Origin of the sequence: Methanobrevibacter boviskoreani JH1 (assembly GCF_000320505.1) — an archaeon.
Lineage (GTDB): Archaea > Methanobacteriota > Methanobacteria > Methanobacteriales > Methanobacteriaceae > Methanarmilla > Methanarmilla boviskoreani.
This window is the reverse complement of the sequence record NZ_BAGX02000012.1, coordinates 1-22,013: the sequence shown is the minus strand read 5'-3', so window position 1 is coordinate 22,013 and position 22,013 is coordinate 1. Positions and strand designations below refer to the sequence as shown.

The 22,013-nt window shown below is 26.3% G+C and carries 14 protein-coding genes and 1 pseudogene; 1 reads left to right on the top strand and 14 read right to left on the bottom strand.

Going from position 1 to position 22,013, the window contains the following annotated elements:
* Positions 1-44: 44 nt before the first annotated feature.
* The 13 genes and pseudogenes from ON24_RS09520 to ON24_RS02685 form a co-directional block, all read right to left on the bottom strand.
* Positions 45-224, bottom strand: a pseudogene (locus ON24_RS09520) (ketopantoate reductase family protein); the annotation flags it as partial.
* Positions 225-906: 682 nt separating this feature from the next.
* The gene (locus ON24_RS02740) at positions 907-4,572 is read right to left on the bottom strand and encodes a DUF11 domain-containing protein (protein ID WP_040681876.1); all 3,666 of its coding nucleotides are present in this window, start codon (positions 4,570-4,572) and stop codon (positions 907-909) included.
* 844 nt (positions 4,573-5,416) lie between these two features.
* Positions 5,417-8,107, bottom strand: a complete 2,691-nt coding sequence (locus ON24_RS02735; protein WP_040681875.1) for a DUF11 domain-containing protein — start codon at positions 8,105-8,107, stop codon at positions 5,417-5,419.
* 918 nt (positions 8,108-9,025) lie between these two features.
* Positions 9,026-9,229: a histone family protein gene (locus ON24_RS02730; RefSeq protein WP_040681874.1), complete on the bottom strand. Its 204-nt coding sequence runs from the start codon at positions 9,227-9,229 to the stop codon at positions 9,026-9,028.
* 557 nt (positions 9,230-9,786) lie between these two features.
* A complete protein-coding gene (locus ON24_RS02725; protein WP_040681873.1) occupies positions 9,787-11,199 on the bottom strand; it encodes a DHA2 family efflux MFS transporter permease subunit in 1,413 nt (470 codons plus the stop codon).
* Between the two features lie 318 nt (positions 11,200-11,517).
* Positions 11,518-12,105: a TetR/AcrR family transcriptional regulator gene (locus ON24_RS02720; RefSeq protein WP_040681872.1), complete on the bottom strand. Its 588-nt coding sequence runs from the start codon at positions 12,103-12,105 to the stop codon at positions 11,518-11,520.
* 209 nt (positions 12,106-12,314) lie between these two features.
* A complete protein-coding gene (locus ON24_RS02715; protein ID WP_050553534.1) occupies positions 12,315-13,685 on the bottom strand; it encodes a dihydrolipoyl dehydrogenase family protein in 1,371 nt (456 codons plus the stop codon).
* A 358-nt stretch (positions 13,686-14,043) separates the two neighbouring features.
* Positions 14,044-14,547 carry a hypothetical protein gene (locus ON24_RS02710; RefSeq protein ID WP_040681871.1) on the bottom strand — a complete coding sequence of 168 codons (504 nt, stop codon included), beginning with the start codon at positions 14,545-14,547 and terminating at the stop codon, positions 14,044-14,046.
* 662 nt (positions 14,548-15,209) lie between these two features.
* A complete protein-coding gene (locus ON24_RS02705; RefSeq protein WP_040681870.1) occupies positions 15,210-15,611 on the bottom strand; it encodes a hydrogenase iron-sulfur subunit in 402 nt (133 codons plus the stop codon).
* A gap of 26 nt (positions 15,612-15,637) precedes the next feature.
* Positions 15,638-16,795 carry a Coenzyme F420 hydrogenase/dehydrogenase, beta subunit C-terminal domain gene (locus ON24_RS02700; protein WP_040681869.1) on the bottom strand — a complete coding sequence of 386 codons (1,158 nt, stop codon included), beginning with the start codon at positions 16,793-16,795 and terminating at the stop codon, positions 15,638-15,640.
* 10 nt (positions 16,796-16,805) lie between these two features.
* Positions 16,806-17,837: a molybdopterin-binding domain-containing protein gene (locus ON24_RS02695; RefSeq protein ID WP_040681868.1), complete on the bottom strand. Its 1,032-nt coding sequence runs from the start codon at positions 17,835-17,837 to the stop codon at positions 16,806-16,808.
* A gap of 708 nt (positions 17,838-18,545) precedes the next feature.
* The gene (locus tag ON24_RS02690) at positions 18,546-20,120 is read right to left on the bottom strand and encodes a hypothetical protein (RefSeq protein ID WP_040681867.1); all 1,575 of its coding nucleotides are present in this window, start codon (positions 20,118-20,120) and stop codon (positions 18,546-18,548) included.
* Between the two features lie 330 nt (positions 20,121-20,450).
* Positions 20,451-20,723: a hypothetical protein gene (locus ON24_RS02685; protein WP_040681866.1), complete on the bottom strand. Its 273-nt coding sequence runs from the start codon at positions 20,721-20,723 to the stop codon at positions 20,451-20,453.
* Positions 20,724-20,751: 28 nt separating this feature from the next.
* Here ON24_RS02685 and ON24_RS02680 point away from each other — a divergent pair, with 28 nt between their 5' ends.
* Positions 20,752-21,042 (top strand): hypothetical protein, encoded by a 291-nt coding sequence (locus ON24_RS02680; protein ID WP_040681865.1) that lies wholly within the window; start codon positions 20,752-20,754, stop codon positions 21,040-21,042.
* A 70-nt stretch (positions 21,043-21,112) separates the two neighbouring features.
* Here ON24_RS02680 and ON24_RS02675 read toward each other — a convergent pair whose 3' ends face one another.
* Positions 21,113-21,796: a DUF169 domain-containing protein gene (locus ON24_RS02675; protein ID WP_040681864.1), complete on the bottom strand. Its 684-nt coding sequence runs from the start codon at positions 21,794-21,796 to the stop codon at positions 21,113-21,115.
* Positions 21,797-22,013: the final 217 nt, after the last annotated feature.

Genomic DNA, 22,013 nt, shown 5'->3' with positions numbered 1-22,013 from the left:
CATATTATCTCTAATATTCTTTTTAAAAATTAGCTAATAGGTTTTTAAAATTCCGATTCTATTGCTTTTACCATATTGTAAATTACTTTATTAACAGTAAGATCTACTCCATATTCTTCACCAAGATAAATAACTTTACCATTTAATGAATCAATTTATGTTTTTATTTTCCTTTCAATATCTTTTGATGTAAACGAAACATGTTCATATGTATCAAGGACTAATTAATATACTTATTAATTTTTAAATATAATAGTTTTTTAATAATTTTTAAATATGATAGTTTTTTAATTTAACTTTTTATTTAGTATTTAAACAGGTTTCATTACATTAAAAAGTATTGGAGAGGATTTACCCAACCAATTGTTGATTAGAAAGATATAGGGGTAAGTAAAATTCTTACATGAAAAAAATACTTCATAATCAGTCGAATTACATTTCAAGTGCTTATGTAGATATTTCAAAGATTAATGATATGAAAGGAGAATATCTGAAGAAGAGACTTTAAAAGAAATTCTTATTGAAATAAATAAAACCTTAAAATAAGGATGATAATTTATTTAATAGATTTCAAAAGTATCTAGAAACTATATTTAATACTAAATATTATGACTTTACTAATCCAGAAACCATATTTAATATTCCAATACCAAAATAAAGGACAATTATGAAAAAATTAGTAAATTTGTAATGGAACTTCCTCAAAAGATTGTTGATTCTTCTGAGATTATATAATAAATGATCCTATGTTAAAATCATGGTTGAAAAATAAAAAAGAGACTGAAGCCCATTTCCAGTTTAAATTGATTTATTTATATAAATTTTTATACTTAATTAGTATTTTAAGCAACACTTATTTATAAAAAAAATAAAAAGTGTAAAATAAAATTTTACACTATAAAATTCTTATTTTTTACGTTTTAAAGGTATTAATGCAATTAATCCTAAAGCTAGATATAAGATATATAATGGATTACCAGTTTTATAGTTAGAAATTCCAATATCAAATTCATCATTACCCTTTTTAATATAAGTAACATTTGTATTATTATGTTTTTTAGTTGTATTATTCGTATTATTGGTGTTATTAGTATTATTAGCATTATTGTTGGTGTTTTTAATGACTTCCGTGGTATTTAAAGCACTAAGATTATTTACTTCATTAGATCCAGCAACAACCGTATTTGTAAAGTTACCAGTTTTTGTAGTATTAAAGTAAACTGTAAAGTTTGAAGATTCACCTGGAGCTAAAACACCATTATAATAAAACATATTACCTTTATTAATCCAATTGTCACCTGTAAAACCAATATAAATTAAACCAGTATAATCAGACTCAATAACGTTAACACCAGTTAAATTACCATCACCAACATTTTTGACAACAATTGTAAATGAGGTAATGTTTCCCACATAAACAGTTTTATTGTTTGCAATTTTAATAACGGTCATATTATAATTAACAGGTTTATCAATAACAACTGTGTTATTGGATGCATTCGCTAAGGTTAAATTATCATATCCAGTAGTGAGATTATTAGTAAGTATGCCAGTTTTGGTGGTATTAAATATAATAATCAAATTAGCAGTTTCATCGGGACTTAAAGGTGAGTCCAATACAAATTTGCCATCTTCATAAATCCAGCGACTACTTGTGTTCTCGTATCCATAATATGTTAGGCCTGAATCAAAATCAGAATCATTAACAAATACATTTTCAAGGGTAAAATCACCATTATTTAATACAGTGACATTAAAACGCACTAAAGTACCAACAGGAATATTGGTATCTAGAGTTTCCTTCTTAACAGTTAAATTTTCTTTTAGAGGTTCAAATTTAAACATTATTAAATTTTCCTGATTACCTGCCGTTAAGAGTTTTTTAAATACCATACTAACATTTTTTCCATCTAATGTTTTAATTGTATGGGTATCATTAACACGGAACCCCTCGTTATATAGTTTTAAAACTTCTTGAATGGTGGTATTGTCACTATTTAAATAATCCTCTTTCGTAAATATCCAAATTATTCTGTTTAACTCAAGGAGATTATTATCATAGTCATCTGTAGTGTTACCATAAATATAACACAATATCTTTAAGTATTCTGTTACATTTGAACCATCAACACAATTATATATTCCTCTTAAAGGAGATACAGAACCTTTTTCCGCATAAATTGTCTGTTCCTCTATACATAAACAATAATAACCATCATCAGTTTTTGTTGTATGTTCTGCATTAATGAATGGATAATTAAATAGGGAATATTGATCTGGAGAGATGGTGGAATTTATTATTTTACCATCACTTAAAATCTCGACAACATAACCTTCTCTAGCAGAATTATTCATGAAACTACAATTTTCAACTGTACCTTTATTTAAGGATATTGCACCACCAGTTCTGGCACTATTGTTTTTGAATGTAGAGTTTGTAATAGTTCCCTTAGGAAGACCAATGGCACCACCATAATCTCCGGAATTGTTAATAAAAGTACAATTATTTACATAGTTATCTTCTGTTTCAGAACTAATTGCACCACCTGATCCATATTTAACATGATTGCCTATAAATATGGAATTTGTAACATTAACAATACTATATGTGAATTTTGAGTTAATTGCACCACCAATATATTCAGCAGAATTATCAATAAAAGTACAATTATTTACCTTAATGTCTCCACCTTCAATTGCACCACCTTGACTTTCTTCATTATCATAACCAGATAGTTTGGTAGATGAATTAATAAATGTACAGTTATTTACATTAATATTTAAACCATTTATTGAACCACCAACGTATGCAGTATTATTAATAAAACTAGTATTTTCGGCATAAATGTCTTTATATGCATAGATTGCACCACCATAACCTTCAGATGTACAGTTTATAAAATTAGAATTATTGAGATAAACACTTTTTGTAGAGAATATAACTCCAGCATCACCTTCAGAATAATGATTAACAAAGCTTATGCCATTAATCCTCATGTCTTCATATGCCATAAATAAGTATGTGCTAAGATTAGAAGTTATTGTTGGATTATCTTCACCAATAATATTTACTGCACTTTCCACACGTATTTGGTTCTCCTCATTATATGTTCCTTTTTTAACAATTATGGTTTTATTATTAAAAGGAATGTTTGTAAAACTAACTGCATGTGCAAGTGTCCTGAAAGGAGAGTTTTCAGACCCGTCATTCTTATAATCGTCACCATCTATTGAAACATAGTATGGTCCTCTATTTCTATAAGTGGAATTTTCAAAAATCACAACACCAGTTTTAATGTTCGCAATATTAAAATTATAAAATTTTCCAGAAACTATTAAAACATCATCAAAATAATTTTTATATTCATAGTTAGCAGTGAACTTTTTGGAATCTACTATAGAACTACCAACATCAGTATTATTTAATAGGAATGTAACCCTGAGGAAATCTTCAGTCAAGTTATTTTCCTTAATCAATTTAGCAGTTAAATTAATCGGCGTATTTGCATCTGCCTTTACAGTTTGATTTTCCATTAAAACTAAAGTATATGTACAATATATGTCATTTCCATTAATAGCTGTATTGTCCATAAATGTGGGACCATTTACAGAAACTTCGTAGGTATCTGAATAGATTGCACCACCTTTGTTCGCTGCTTTATTGTTTATAAAAGTACAATTATTTAGTGCATTGTATTCAGTTTTATTCCCAAAATATATTGCACCTCCATTATTTGAAGATGAACAGTTAACAAAAGAACAATTATTAAACTTATTTCCAAATGAAGTAGATATGGTATCTATAGTTTTTATAGAAACAGCACCTCCGTTATTTGAAGATGAGCAGTTAATGAAAGAACAATCATTAAAATTGTTATTTCTTGGACCAAATCTATTTTGAATTGATATTGCACCACCATCACTACTTGATGAACAGTTAATGAAAGAACAATTAGTAAAATTATTATAATCAGACAATATGTTAGAATAACCATTTATAAAAGTTAGATCCTTAAAAACACAGTTAGATCCTGTAACATTAAATATAATGGAGTTTGAACCTTTAAAAACAACGTCTCCACCACCATATTTTATGACACTAGTGTCTCCAGTAATACTTAAACCAGTATTCTTTTCACCAGTATAAGTACCACTATATACATAGATGGTTTTATTGTTTGAAACCTTATCAAGTGCTAGTTTAAGATTATTAAAAGGGTCATCCTTAGTACCAGTACCGTTAACAGTAATGTTCTTACCAACATAAACTCCATTATCATAAGAATTTAAGACGTCAGAACTTATGTTGCCATTTCTAAGTAGGTTCTGATTCTTAGCATAATTGTTGTATGAATTATCATCAATACTATCATTATAACTAGGTTCAGAATCCGCACTATTATCAATGTCATTAAGATTTGTATTTTGGCTATTTAAATTTTCAGATAGAGCAGTATTTGAAGAATCTAAATTATTATTAATATCACCAATATTCTCAGATGCAGAAACTAAATTAATACTAATAAATAATATAAAAACGGATAATATTAAGATTTGCAGATTTTTCTTCATATTTTTCACCTCCCTTTAAATCAATTTATAAAGGGTTTAGCATTTAATTAAAGATTATAAAATCCATCTATACATACCCCAGAATGGATAAATAAAGAATTTATCCATATATGTGATTTTATATTATAAAACATATATATTTAACTATTTAAGTTAATTCTTGATTAATTCTTTTTAAAAAAAAAACTAAATATTATTTGATATAAATCAAATATATTTATACAAAATTATAATAATGACTATTTTTTATAATAAAATAATAAGGAAATTGTACCATAAATATTTATTCTTAAAAATATTGATATATTTTTTTATAATCTATCTTTAAAAAATTTAAATAATGCTTCTTCAAAAAATATTGGGAAAGTTCGTATTAATCCAAGAATTATTGTAATACCAAACGTATATAATCATTTATTCCACCACAATAAAAAAATGTATTTCAATAGGAAAAGATTAGTAACATCATGTATAAAAACTTAAACAATAATTAAATACAATATATTAAATTAAAGATAATTGAATTAAAATGTAAGATTTTAATCAAAAATTATTAAATATAATGTTAATTAATGTTTGAATAATTTAAAGCTTTTTATTAATAAGATTTTCATTTAAGTTTTTCTTATTAACATAAAAAATAGTAAAAATAGTCAGCTCTTAATAAAAAATAAAAAAAGGCAATTAGGATTGAAAAAATCCTAATTGAAAAAGTGTTTAATTTTCTTAGTATAATATCCGAATTTGTGTTTAATCTTAATAATAAACTTATTCTACTAGTAAATTATCTAATTTTATTCCAGGCATAAATACAAGATTAAGCTAATATAATATTAATAATTATCTAACTTTTTCTTCCAGGTACAAATACACATGATAATAAGGCAATGATTAAAACAACTATAGGAATACCAGTAACAGGACTATTTTCAACAAAAATAGCTGCGTTATTGCTATTTAAGCTATTTTTATTATAATCATTATTGCCAACATTGCCGTTATTATCTGTTTTATCATTATCTGTTTTATTGGTATTGTTGGTATTATCAGTTTTATTGGTGTTATTTGATATGACTTGAACTTCTGTACTATTAATTGCAATATTGTTAATTTCATGAGTATTAACAATTATTGAATTAGTAAAATTACCTTCTTTCACTGCTTTAAAGTATAAAGTAATGTTAGCAGTTTGATTAGGCTCTAAACTATTAGAATAATAAAATACATTTTTATCATCCATAGTCCAGTTATCACCACTAAATTTAATAAATCTTAAATTTTCTGGCATATTCTCATTAAAGTGGACATTAGTAAGATTATAATCACCAATATTTTTAACTACAATAACATATGAAAGTTCATCACCTAATTTAACAGCGGTAAGATTTGGGGTTTTATTCATAAAGATTTTTGCTTCAAATATCGGTAATTCTAAAGTTTGATAATCAATAGTAGCATATAATGTGTTATTTGTAGTACTTTTAGAATATAGTGTATTTAATTTATTATCTACCAAAGCACCAGTTTCAGGATCATATACACCGGTTTTTGCAGTGAAACTTACATTACGGATTGGTAAATACTGGTTAAAACCACTGATATTTTCACCATCAGTATATTGGGTTAAACCGGCAGTTAAATTATAAGTATTACCAACATACATAAAGGTTTCATTACTTACAAAGGTCATTAAAACCCAATTATGATTAACAATACCATTTTCACTATTATTATCATATCTATCAATTGGATTTTTATTAGAACCCCACCAGTTATAGGTTAAATTGACGCCATCTTCCCAATAACTATTACTAACAACATCGTGATTATTATCATCAGGATTATCTATAATAACACAGTTACTAATATTACCACCACATATACTTATAGCACCTGCTTTAGGAGCGGTGTTGTTAATGAATATATTGCCTTCTATGATATCGATACCATAGTTATATTCTCCTTGTTTATTACAAGAGATTGCACCAGCTTCTGAACGTGCAGAGTTATTAACAAATGTGGAATTATATATTCTACCAAGATCCTCATCAGAGATATATATTGCTCCAGCTTCCTCTGCAGTGTTATTATAGAATGTAGAATTAATTACAGTGAAATAATGATAACCGTATGGTGTATGGGAAATAGCACCACCTTGCCTAGATGCAGTACAATTAATGAATTTTGAAGATCTGACGGTAACATTAACATTAATACCATCATTAAGTATTGCACCACCATCATATGTTAATGCAGTACAGTTAATAAAGGTACAGTTATTAACATTAGATGCAGTACCATCATCATACCATATTGCACCACCTCCAGAAGCGCTAGTGTTAATAAAACTGCAGTTATTAAAGTCTAGGATAATAGTTTCAGAATTTATAAATACTGCTCCACCATCATCACCACTACTTGTATTGATAAAGCTGCAATTATTAAATATCATACTTCCATCTTCAGTACTTCCATAAGTATATATGGAACCACCATCGGATTCGGAATGTGAATTAATAAATTTAGAATTTGATATTGTAGTATTGTAAACATCGCTTTCTAAATAGATATCTGATCCTTCATTAGCATAATTATTATTAAACAAACAATTATTAATAATTAGGTTCTCACTTGCATCGTCGATTGTCCCATAGGAACAGTTATTATTAGTAAAGTTCGAATCAACTATTGTTGTATTGATATTACCATCAGTACATATAGCAGATCCTGAAAACACTACGTGAGTATAATTACTGATTAAATGATTATCATTAAAGAGACAATTTGATATATTAAGATTGGAATCTTTAGAAAAAATTCCACCACCATTAACTGCAGCGTTTTTCTTATAATTATCATCAGCACTGAAGTTAACATTAGAATTAGTGAAATTAGAATTATTAATATTTGCTGTAGAATCTAGAAGATGAATAGTTCCTCCATTAACAGATAAGAATTTAGTATAGTTAACTAAATTTATATTAACTGTATTGTTATTAAAACTACACCCATCAATATTTAATTTACTATTGTTAGCAAATATTGCTGTTCCAGATTCATTGTTCATACCATTTATTAGCTTTAAATCGTTTAATTCCAAACTTGAATCACTTATATTAAATATTCTAGCAAGATTTGATCCATCTAATGTATGTCCATTACCATTAATAATTAAAGTTTTACCATTAATTGTAATACCATCAGGTAGATTATCATTTTCAGTATATTTATAATCCTTATCTAAATCTATTGTTCCGTTTGTATTAGAATCAATTAATTTTTGTAAGTCACTGAAACTACCATCATTGCCATTATCATCCAATATAATCTGAGAGCCATCTTCAGAATTGAGTTTAGTATTATAATCACCTGCAATATTGGAATTATTATTTATATCCAAGTTAGAACTTTGAAGATTACCATTATGGGAATCAGTACTATTGATTAAACTACTGTCTGTAGCAGATACATTAACCAAACAAAGAGAGAACAATAATATAATACTTACTATGAGGATTAATTTCTTTTTTAACACATTTTCACCTCCTATGGATTATATAGATAATTAAAACAATATTATTCTATTATATTCGAAATAAATTTAAAATTGTTGAATAAAATTTTAATTTTATTAAATAATATTGAATAAAAATCTATTATTAAGCAAAAAAACTTAATGTGTATATTTTGTATTATTTGATATTTAAAACTTTTTACTAATTGAAATCAAATAAAGTATAAATATAATCAAATAAAAATTAAAAAATCCATTAGATTTTAATTAAAAACACGATATAAATATTTAATGAGTTTTAAAAAATTTTTAAACCCATTAAATAAAAATAAAATTATGAACTGGACAAAAATATAAAATGAACAAAAGATTAAAATGATAAAAATAGCACCTATGTTAAATAATAAAGTTATTAAAGAGAAATAAATTATCAAATCTAATATAGATATTAACTAAAAATAGAATAGAAATAACAAGTAAATTAAAATTCGACTTAATTAAAACAAAATAATATAGATCAATATAAAATAAAAATAGCTATTTTTAAAGAAAACATGAAATAAGTAACTTTTATAAAATAATTAAGATGTTCTAATGAATCATGTCTTAAATTAATAATATGTCAATTTTATTATTTTTATAAACATTCTCAGTCAATTACTCTCATTTTATATAAATTTTAAAAATGAAAATAATTACATGATAGAAATCACACAGCGAAAGTTGTATACTTAAGTGATAAAAACTATGTAGCTCTAACCAATTAATATTAAAAAAGCAGACTAATAATAAACATTAATCCCACCAATATGCAGAAGTTCAAAAACAGCCTTGAAAATATTATTGATTAGTTAATTTAAAAAAAAGTTTAAAATTATAAAAAAATAAATAATTTAAATATTAAAACACTCAAAAAAATAAAAATAAATAATTTATTTATTATTGATCTTTAATAGCTAATTCAATATCATCAGCTTTTACAGTTTGTCTTTTTGCTATTTTAGCATATTCAATAGCTTTAGTAGCGATAGCTTCTGCTTCTTCTTCTAAGTATTTAACTAAAGCATCAGTAGCTTCCCCACTTACTCTTTCTGCACCAGCTTCTTTGATAATCCTATTGATTGGAGCTTTTGCAATTCCCATATTTTCACCTCTATAATTAAATTTTTTTAACCAAATTCTATACAATTTAATGTATAACTTTACTTTTAGTGCTTATTGTTTATAAATATGTTGTTTTTACTTTGTAATATATGAATACATTACTTTTTTATAATCCAAATAAAGCTAAGATGTTTATAAATTTTAAAATTTTTATTAAAATTAAAAAAATATTAATTTAATATTCTATTATTTTTATTAAAGTAAAGCACTTTACAAAACAAAGTTTAACGCTATACATATTAATTAAAAAGATAGATAAAAATCTTAATTAGAATACTAAATACTACAAATATTTTTTTAACAGTGAAAACGACATGACTAAATTATAAAGCTAAAAACACTTATAAAATTAAAAAAAATCCTAAAATCAAAATAAAAAAAAATAGATTAAAACTAGAAACAATATAATTAATAGAAAATATAAACAATTTAATGTTTATATTTTACCAATTTCTTACAAATTCATATTCCTTTTTAAGAATAATAATACTAATGAATATAGTACTTATAAGTTTTATTACATTTTAAGAACAATACTATAAATCATAATTCTTATTCCTTTTTAAGAATAATGTTAAAACAAACACTATTACTAAGAATATAGTACCTAGTTCAAATGAAAAGTTAACACCTTTAGTTAATGCTAAGGCATGTTGTACCGCTGTTGGATTTGCAATATTACTTAAATAATTATTCTCACCAATAGTCATGAAACTTGTAAATAATGAAGAACCAATCGCTCCACCAATTTGTTGACTTGAAGTCATGATTGCAGAACCAGATGGATAATCTTCTGATTTTAGGTTACCTAAGGTATTTGTTTGGTTAGGTGACAATGAAAGACCTGAACCTATATAGAATCCGCAGATAATTAATACAACAGTTATGAAACTTGTACTTAAATCAATCATAGTTAATAAAAATGCAGATAATGCCATAATAGCCATACCAGTACAAATAACTATTCTAGGTCCATGATCATCATAAATATGACCAGATAATATTGGTAATACACTTCCAAGAATTGTTCCAGGTAACATGATTAAACTTGCTGTAAGTGAACTTGTATGAAGTGAAGTTTCAAGGTACATTGGTATAAGTACAACAATAGCAAATATAAGCATTACATTTGCAAGGTTTGTAATAATTCCAATTGTGAATATTTTATTTTTAAATACCCCAATTCTAAGTAGCGGATGATCTGAATGTAATTGGCGGTATACGAATAAAATTAAGAAAACTAAACCTATTACTAAAGTAATAATTACATTAACTAAACTTTCATCACTAAGATGACTAAATCCATATATGATAAATGTTAATCCAATGGCCGCTAAAATTAAAGATACAACATCCAATTTTGCATCTCCTGTACCAGTAATGTTTTCTAATTTTCCAGATGCAATAATGGCACATATTATAAATAATATTAACATTATTACAAAGTATAAATGCCAATCGGTAAATTCCATAATTAAACCCATTATAACAGGAGCAAAAATCGGTGCTGACAATACAACAAGAGAAACAATACCCATCATAAATCCTCTTCTTTGAGGTATTGTAATATACATTACACTATTAAAAACAAGTGGTACTATAATACCTGTACCTAATGCCTGAATAATCCTTCCAACAAGTATCATTGGAAAATCAAAAGATGCTGCTGATATTATAGATCCTACAATTAAAAGTAGCATCGCTGTTAGAAATAGCTTTCTTGTCGTGTATTTTTTCATTAAAAATGCAGTCATTAAAAATACAATTCCGGATACAAGAACATATCCTGTTGTCAACCATTGGACAATTCCAGCACCAATTGCATATTCTGCCATAATATGTGGAAAAGCTACATTCAATGCGGTTTCATTAAGCATTGAAATGAACCCGCCAATGATTAGTATTGCAATTATAGTTTTTCCTTTCTCTATTTTAAAAATATTATCCATTTAAGTCCATCCATAAAATTATAAAAAAAGTTGTTAGTCAGGGTTTTAATTCATCATATGTAGAATTAAGTTAAACTAGAATGAAATAAGCAAATTATCAATAGATAAAGCTTAAATTTAAAATTATTTACCGAACAGCTAAATTAAAAAGATATTCTGATAATTAAAGCTTAAAAACTTTAAAGTTAAAACAGTTATAGTTAATTAATCGAATCAATATTGATTGAATAATCAAAGTTTAAAATAGCTTGAATAAATAACCAATAAATTAAATGAAATAACTATCCTATGAGTAAATAGCTATAGATTAAAAATAAATTAAGATGATTTTTTAATCAAATAATATATTATATCTGCCACATTTAAGATATATGTGTCATCTTTTTTAACAGTGGACATAAGAATAGCTCCCTCAATCAATGATTCAATTGTCTTTGATACTTCCTTTGCCTTATCATCATCAAAACCATTTTCCACTAATTTATCAAAGTAGGCCTTCTCAAATGTACTATACGCCTCTTCACATGCTTTTCGTATATTGTCATTGGTTTTTGACGTTTCTAAAGCAATTAAATTAATTGAAATCTTTCTATTACTTTGAAAAGAGCTTAAATCATCATTGTCAATATAAACGTTCTCTGCCATTTCACAGACAAATTTTTTCATTGACTCTGCAGGATCATCGATTTTTTCAAGATTCCTCCTTATCATACCGTCAACGAAATTCTTTGTCATTTCAATACTTTCAAGTGCTAATTGCTCTTTACCATTTGGAAAATAGTAATATAATGAGCCTTTAGGACAATCACTTTTTCTTAAAATTTCGTTAAGACCAGTACCATAGTACCCCTTATCTTGAAATAGTATTATAGCAGCGTTTAATATTTTCTGTTTATTATTCTCCATACTAAAACCTTAAAATTATAATGACTGGTCTACATAATAATCTATTATTTTCATTTTATATAAAGCTTTTCTATAATCTAAAAAATAGTCTTAACTTAATTATGTATAATCAATATAACCTTAATAATTGTTTTAAAAAATAAAAGAAAAAATAAGATAAAAATCTTTAAACAAAGAATTAGCTAATAGAAATAATTAGATAATTACAGCTACTCCTTTCTATAACCAATATTATAATGGATATTATGTAGTTTGTATAAGGCTACAGAACTACTGGACGGGAAGGCATAAATCATATAATCAAGTTCCTTTAAGGTGATCTTCTTAAATATTATGAATGTAAATAGATTTACAAGATTTTCAGCCTCGGAACTATATATCTCAGCACCCAAAATGTTCTTATCCTTATCAGTTACAACAGTACATTCTGCAGTATCCTCATTTTTAAGCTCAATTGAATAGGACCTGCCATATTCTATCCTATGAACCTCATATTTCTCAGGATGTTTTAATGCATAGGAGGCGGTGACACCAACGGTGGCTATTCTCGGCAATGTAAATACAACAGCAGGAACAACAGGATATGTAATATCCTCGGTTGTTTTTCCTAAAAGATATTTTGCTAGATATTTTGACTGATGGATTGCAACGGTTACAAGCTTTGGCTGTTTCGTATCTGCAACATCGCCTACAGCATAGATATTATCAACGGATGTTTTAAGGTGACCGTCTACCGGAATACCACTATCCGCATATTCCAAACCTACCTTGTCAAGACCAATGTCCTCCACATTTGCTATTCTTCCCTGGGCTCCAAGTACATAGTCCCCCATTAAAGTTAGACCATTTTTAGTTTTAACTATAAACTGATCTTTATCCCTGGACACCTCAGCAGGTTCCTCAAAATAATGGAAATTCACATTACTGTTTTCAAGTTTACGGACAATGTTTTCAACATATGGCTGATAGAAATGCCTTAAAACCCTATCTGATCTTACTAAAATGTCAACCTCCTTACCTGCCTCCTCAAGTATTGACGCAAACTCTATGGATACGAATCCAGCACCAAAGATTATTGTTCTGTCTGGAAGTTCATCAATGTCCAAAAAGTCAGTACTATCATGGATATATTCTTTACCTGGAATATCAGGTATATAAGGTTTTAAACCAGTGGCTATTACAATCCTATCACCGTAATAGATATCGTCACCTACCTGAACATGATGTTTGTCTACAATTACCCCCTTACCATCTGCAACATCAAGATTGTATTCCTTGAATTTACCCTCTAAAAATTTCGGAAGGTTGGCTATTCTTTTTCTTTTATATTCCATTAGGCTAGGCCAATCTACTGAGAAATCACCTTTCTTGCCTATTCCCTCAAATCTCTTAATGGCTGAAGACAATTCATAAGGACCGTCAAGTAATATTTTGGAGTTACAGCCATAATTAGCACAGGCACCTCCATATAACCCTTCTTCAATAATTAAAACTTTCCATCCTGCATCAGATAAAAATCTGGCACCCTGCCAAGCAGCGTTTCCACTGCCAATATAAATTATATCATATTTATCCATCATTTAACCTTCCTTACTTTATTATTAAATTATGTTCATGTGAAAAATTTAATTCATTTAAATATTTATTTAAAGTAAATATTAAACTAATGTATCTAAATAGAAACTAATAGATAATAATTAATGTATTAAAGAGAAACAAAATCTTATTTAAATTGATTTATCTATAAAACTAAATAATAAATTTAATCAATCTATAAAAATTAATTAATATACTAATTAACTTAAATATATATTATAAAATTTAAATAATAAATAATCTAGTACTTATTATTTAATTTAAAACAAATAAAAAATAGAATTAAATTATAAAAATAGAAAATATAATTAAAAATAATAATATAAATTTAAATTCATACGACTAATTAATGTCTCTATAAAATGAAATTATATTTTCTGTATAAGAATTTAATGAAAAATAATGAGAAACATCACAAAAATCTACTTGAAACATGTCAAATTCCAATCTAAAATCTTCATACTCTTTAATAAATTCCTTTAAATCCTCAGCTGAAAACTCCGTGAAAGTAGATAAATTATTTAATTCCATCAATTTAAATTTATATTCGGCAATGTATAACAGTTTCTTTAAAACCTCATCAACCAACATTATAAAGAATTTATAAATCTCATCATCTGGAAATATTTTCATAATATAATAATCTAATTCTTTAAAATCATCATATTCTGCTTGAAATACGAATTCTGTCATTAAAAAACTAGATATATAACTAGTATTAGAATTAATTAAAGAACGTATTTCATCATTACATTTAACAAATGATTCATCGCTAGACTCCAAAAGATCATTGTTTATTGTAATTAAATTAATAATCGAATCCCTATATGTTTCACCATATTCCATAAAATCACTATTCTAGAATTATGAAGGTTATGAAAACCTATTTATTTTAAATTTTAACAAAAAGTTCTTTTTAATGAATAATAATAAATAATAAATGAATTAATTAAAAATAAGAAAAATAATTAGGTATATTAAATTTTGTCGTTTCTAATTCTAAATATAAAGTTCATTTGAGTAGATACACCTAATTATTTTCAATTTTTACATGAATTCAAGTAAACATAAATATGATTAATGAAAATAAATCAATGCATTTAGATTTAAACTATAAAATTTTAATATTAGCAGATATTTAAATATGGCTTTTTAATAATAAAGGTTATATAATTTCTTATAGTAGATAACTATATAATAAGGACATTTTTTTAACCAATTTATTTTAATCCCAATTTTTTTGCAAAAAATATATTTTTTTAATTTAGCAGATTTTATAAAAATTTTTTGTTTTTAGATAGTTTATCAAATAGGAAACTAATTTAATTATTTTAAAGATTCAAATCAATCTCTCATTAACTTATTTTCAAAATCTATTTTTATATTAAATAATAATATAAACATTAAACTTTTTTTAAATGGTATGATAAACAACTAATATTTTTTAATAAGTTAAATATAAAAAAAGCCTTAATTGTACTCTTTAAATATCTAATTATCAAAAAACATTAATTAATATGATCATCTATCTTTTCTATTTCAGATGTGAAATTGATCATAGCTTTCTGGAATTTTTCTCCTTCTGAAGCTGAAATCCAATCATAGTCAAATCTTTCAGGATTAATTCCTAACTCTTCAAGTATAACTTTTATTAACAATGCTCGTCTTCTCCATTTGTAATTACCTGAATCATAGTGGCAATCACCAATATGGCATCCTCCTACAAATACCCCGTCAGCACCTTCATGAAAAGCTTTGAAAACCATTTCAGGGTTAATTCTTCCAGAACACATAACCCTTATAATTCTTACATTTGGGGGATATTGCATTCTAGCGGTACCTGCAGTATCTGCTCCTCCATAACAACACCAATTACAACAAAATCCTACAATTTTTACATCATCACTCATAATATCACCAATTTAAACCATAACACCTAATCCATTATTTCTTCTTTTTCACCACTATACATTGGAGGTTTACCATCTGTAATACCAGATTTATATCCTGTGCTTTCACGGTATTTTAATTGTATTTTTTGGTATAATTTGGCGATTGGCAATTCCATAGGACAGACATCTTCACATTGACCACAGTTTACACAACTAAATGCCATATGACTCATTCTAACACCATGTAAAATTAACGCATCAGGTTTCTCTGTTGGATCTTCTCTAAAGAAATCTTCATCTAACCTACATGTATTACAATTACATATTGGACAGATATCCCTACATCTTTTACATTTAAGACAACGGCCAAGGACTTGAATTAGTTCATCACCTTCAGGTAATTCCTCAAATAGTTGGGTTTCCTGAGTTTTTTTAGACATGTTAACCATAATACCTTCAATTTTACTTCTGATATTAATTTGTTTTTCTGAAGGTTTTTTAGTTTTAATATATCCTGCCTTTTCAGCATCTTCCACTAATTTTTCTCCTTTATCAGAATTTATTTGAATGAATGTATAACCGTCACTTGCTCCCCAATTACCACAAGCTATATCCGCTTTTTCTGGTATTTTAAATTCACATCTTTGACAGTTTTCTCTTCTTCCAAATCCTTCTTCTTCCAATTGATCAATTTTAACTGATTTTTCTTCCCCATTTTCAAGTTCTACAGTGAAATTACCCTTTGTAATTTCCTCTGAATTAACTTCATTAGGGTCAAGATCATAGAATAATTCTATCATTTCTTCTGCAACAGTAGGACGAACTGTTCCACCACAGTTTAATCCAATCATATAAACGTTATCCCTATTAATACCATGTCTCTTAATAACTTCATCAATAGCCATTGCATCACAAGGTTTAGTTGTAACGGCTACTTTTTCATCATTTAAATATCTAGCAATTAAATCAGAAACCATTGTAGGTGCACAATGTAATGATCCTGCAGTATTAATTAAATCTTCACCATTGGTGGTATATGTTGGTATACCATCATAGACACTGTTACCTTCTTTAACATTTAAAACTCCGTCAACTATGTTGGAATCAAGTAAATATTTAAGCAATGCTGTTACTGCACCACCATTTTCTCCTCTTTCAAAAATATCATTATCAACTGCTTTTGCTTCAATATATTTATCCATTTTTACACCTTCATTCCATTAATAATTTAAGTACTTCACTGACAGATTTTGCATCTGATGGAATAGCTATTTTAAATTCTTGAGTTAATCCTGTTGAATTAGTGAATGATCCGTCTTTTTCAAACCAAGCTTGTACTGGAATATTTACGTCAGCTGCACCATAATCAGTAGCAGTATTTAAAGAAAGAATTTTATTGCTTTTGATAGCATCTTTATCAAGATAAAAATTAGGATTCTCATTAATTAAAATTAAAACAGAGGAATCATTGAATTTGTTATTTAATTCTTCGATTGTGGAAGGTGCTACTTCGTTAAGTACTGAATAACTATTAGGATGTTTTAATACAGGTAAAACCTTTATACCTTTACTTTTAGCAGCATTTATAATTTCCATATAGTTGGATTCATCATTAATTTCATTGATAACTAATATAGTATTCCCATCAACATCAAGCTTTTTAAGCTCTTCATGTAAATTTGAATAATCATCAATCTTTATAAATTCATCACAGTTATATCCAGTTAAATTTTCAATAGTATGAATGTTAATAAATCTACAACCATTATCTTTAGCATGAATAATTCTACGTGAAATTAATGGATTTCCCCTAAATATATCCCCTACAGCAATAATTGTTGAAGCTTTCTCAACCTCATCATAGTCTGGAATCATTTCAGAACCTATTTTTTCAAAATTGTATTCATAACTTACTAAATTAAAGTTATTTTCATTGGAAAAATCAATTACACTATCCAACTCATCATTATCTATTGTACCTGATACTAGAATAGTTACTTCTTCAGGTTTTACAGATTTAATTATTTCTTTTCCAGAATCTATTAAATCATCATAATCAATAGACTCATGTGAAACTAATATTTGAGTATCAACATTATTTCTACAATTATCACAATTTCTTCCTTCATTTATTATATGATCTTTAAATGGATGAATTCCTACCAATTTGTTATTTTTACTAATAACATTTAAACCACATCCAACTCCACATTTAGAACATATTGTGTGTTTTATCTCTAACATAACTACTTTCACACTCTTAAATTATATTGAAAATTAACATTTTCTGTTAATTTCATCATATTATTAACATTAAAGTTAATTAAATATTTTAGTAATACTTTTTTTAAAAATATTATTACTACTATATCATATACATAAAGTTATATTTAAATGTATTTATCGTATTACTTTCTCAAAAATAGAATTTGTTTAATAGTAATACAGAATATAAGAAATTTAAAGCATTTTTATTAATTTTAAAAAGTATTACTATTAGATAGGATTATAAAAAAACTGTAATAAAGTTTTAAAATTAAAAATTTATCAAAAATAGAATTTAGATTTTAAAAAAATATATTTAATATTTAAAAAATCCAATAAAATTCATATATAACTATAATGATTCATAAAATTAGTTTATAAATTAGAATTAATAATGTTTAAAATAAGAAATAACAATGCCATATAAAATTAATTTAATTAAAGGCGTAGTAATATAAAGTGAAGAATAGTAAAGCTGTGAAAATAAGAAATAATGATGCAATATTAAAAAATAGTTAAATAATTTAAAAATGACTTCATTAATTCCATTAAATATAAAATATAACTAAATAATAATATTACGTATATATTTAATTTACATTTCCTTATTTGAACAGCCAGGAAATTAGAATTGAATTTTCATGTAAATCTTAATTTATTTTAATCGAATAAAAAATTTATAAAATATTATAATCTTCTTTTTGCCTTGTTTCTTATGTATTCATTGGAATCAGTATTAGCAATCTCCTTTAATAGTTTTGTATTATATATCAAATCAATAGCCGCTCCATGGACATTAATGTTTGAATCATTTTTAGCAATTTTTTCGATTAGTTCCTTATTCTTAATCTTGTTTAACGCTTTAATGCGTACCTCCTCATATTGGGACTTGTTTAAGATTACCTCAAGAATGCTTTCCGTATCAATCTTATTGATACAATAGACCCCGATACTCTGATTTCCAGTTTTTGCAATAATCTCGGTTAACAATTTCTCGTCCTCAATTTTATCAACTGCAAACCTTGAAACATCCTCACTATCTGTATTGATTGCAATGTCCTTTAGATAAGATTCATTATTGATCTTACTAATACATGTTTTAGCTATTCCCTCAAATTCACTTTCAACTGCAATCTCGCTTAAAACCTTCTCATCTTTAAGATTAGGGTTTTCAAGTACTGCTTTTATAACACTAATATCCCTATCATTCAATATGATTTTTTTAAGGATATTCTCGTCATCTATCTTTAAAGAGGCATTTCTTCTTATAAACGGATTTTCATCATTCAATGCAATCCTCTCAAGGGCATCAACATCATCAAGAAGTTTTAACGCCTTATTTCTTACAAGATTGTCCTTATCATTTAATGCCAAATTTCTAATAAGATCCTTATCCCCGGTTATTTCCATAACCTTAATCTTAACATCAGAGTAATCCGTATTTAATCCCAGTTTAATTAATTTATCTTTGTCATTAATTTCAAGCAGTACAGTTTCTCTAATCCTCTCGGTTTTATCTTCTGATGCAATTTTTAGTAGAAAATCCTCATTATTAATCTTTTCAAGCAAATATAACTTAATATCAACAGAATCCTCTTTAATGAATAGTTTTTCCAAATCTTTCTCATTAACAATATCCGCTTTTTTAATAGCTAATTGACGTAGGTGTTCATCATTTGAGTTAAATGCAACCTTTTTAATATTATCCTTATTTTCAATCCTATTGAATGCAGAATTCCTTGCTTTCTTGTCTATCGATTTAATTGCTATATCTGTTAAAATATTCTCATCATCAATATCCTTTAGGTAATTATTAATGGATTCCTTTCTGTTATTATTGTTTATTAAGATCTCTTCCGCTGCTTTGTCAGTTCTTCCAAGATGTTCATATGCTGCAGCACGCGTTTCACTATATTTTGAGTTCTCAGCAATTTCATATAAAACATCCTCATCCTGTATCTTTGCAACTGCAAGAAGTCTTGAATATCTGTCCTTAAAGTTAATAGCTATATCCTCAAGCATATTAACATCCATAATTTCGTTTACCGCTGTAAGTCTCTCATTCCTGTTTTCTGAATTTTCAGCAAATTCCTTATACATGATCTGTTGTTTCTGTTTGGTAGATAATTCATCAGATTCTAAAAGATCCTCCAGGTCATATTTTCCCTTATTGTAGGAATCATCCCTAACTTTATTATTATTTGATTGGTTATCTTCCTTATCTTCATTTTTATCTTTTTTTAGAAAATCAAACAATCCCATAATATTACCTTTATTTATTTATTTTTAAATAAAATGAACCCCAGTCATAATACTTTTATAAAATTAATATAATATTAAAAATTTAAATATTTTATAAAAAATATTCCATATTTTTGTATATATATTTTATATTAGAATATGTCTATTTATATTTTATATATTGATGGAATTCTAATAAGATTTTATTATTTTTACTATTAAATATCATTTATACTCACTTTTTCTAGTTATTTAACTGAAATATACTATTTTTTGAAGGAAAATGATTCCATCATATTTTAGATTTTTAAATATCTCTATTTAACTATAATCCCGATAAAAAAAACTCATTTATACTTCCATATTTTTAAATATCTTTATTCCATTTATAAAATAAAGATTTAATGGAACTGATAACCATGCTCCGTCAAATGATACTAAAAACTTCACCATTAACTTATTAAAACCGGAATTAACAGTTAACACCATAACAAATAAAAACAATGTAACCGTATATATTAATCTTACATATAATGGTACAGGTATAAACGGAACTGTTACTGTAACTGTTGACAACAAAAAGTATAATGTAGATATCATTGATGGAAAAGGTAATCTAACCATATCCAATCTTAAAAACAGCAGATACAACATGGATACAGTGTTTGATGGAGATAAAATATACTCAAATGCAATCAATAACTCTTCATTTGAGATAAATGTTCCAGATAAAAACAGCACAAATAATCACACAGACAACAGAAACAATACCAACAATATCAACAATATAAATAACAATATTAATAAAAATAGTCCGATTAATAATGGTCAAGAATCAGGAATTAATGTCCAAACTAGCACATTACCAAAAACTGGAAATCCTATATTTGCTTTACTGTTAGCTTTAATTATATTAATTGTAGCTAAAAAACCTAAAAATTAAATATTTTCTATTAAAATATTATAATTTTTATTTTTCTTTTTTTTAAAAAATAATAAAAAAATAAGGATAATTATAAAATCTTATCAACTGCAGCAACAATGTTTGCAATTTCAGATTTATTAATACCGACAGCTAATTCTTCGTCTTTAACCTTAGCAGCTTTTCTAGATCCGTCACAGCCCAAAGTTGCATTTGGTTTTCCTGTCTCTATTGGCGTAGCAACTGCATCACCACACAATGATTGGATACCTGAGAAATTTGGTTCAAATTTGTCTGCATATTCATATACATAAGCCTGTGCAGTTCTCATACCGGAAATTGGTTTACCGAAGTATACGATTACATCAGGTTCAAATTCCGCATCTTCCAAAGGCTGATAAATAATTCCCGCATGTCTTACTGAGACTTTTGTTAAATTATCAGCTACCTTTTTACCGTCTTCCAATGATTTAAATCTTCCAAGTTCAAAGTATTTTTCACCGCTTGCAACTTTTTTAGGAGCGTCTTCAAGACCCAAAGCAGCTGAACCGCCTTTACATGCCTCTTCATCTTTAGTGGCATAGAATGATTCTCCACGACTTGCCTTTTTAACCATTTCACAGTGTCTTACAGGAGTTTCTATTTTTTCAATACCCTGTGGAATCTCATCTTCATCATCATAAAATTTGATAGCTACAATTTTACTATCTAAACCTAATTTTTCTTCTAGAATATTAGCATATTCATTGTTTTTGGAAATGTCATAATCTACCATTTTAATACCTCTTAATTCAATTAATAGAATATATCTAATTAATATTATATAAAAACTTTTATAACAAAGTTATAATTAGGTCTTTTTTAAAAATAATGATAAATTTATTTACAATAAGGAATATCTAATATTTATATTAAGTTTTAAGAAAAAAAATAATGAAAAACCATTAAATCATGAAATAAAATAGTTTAAGAGAAAATAATATCAAAAACAT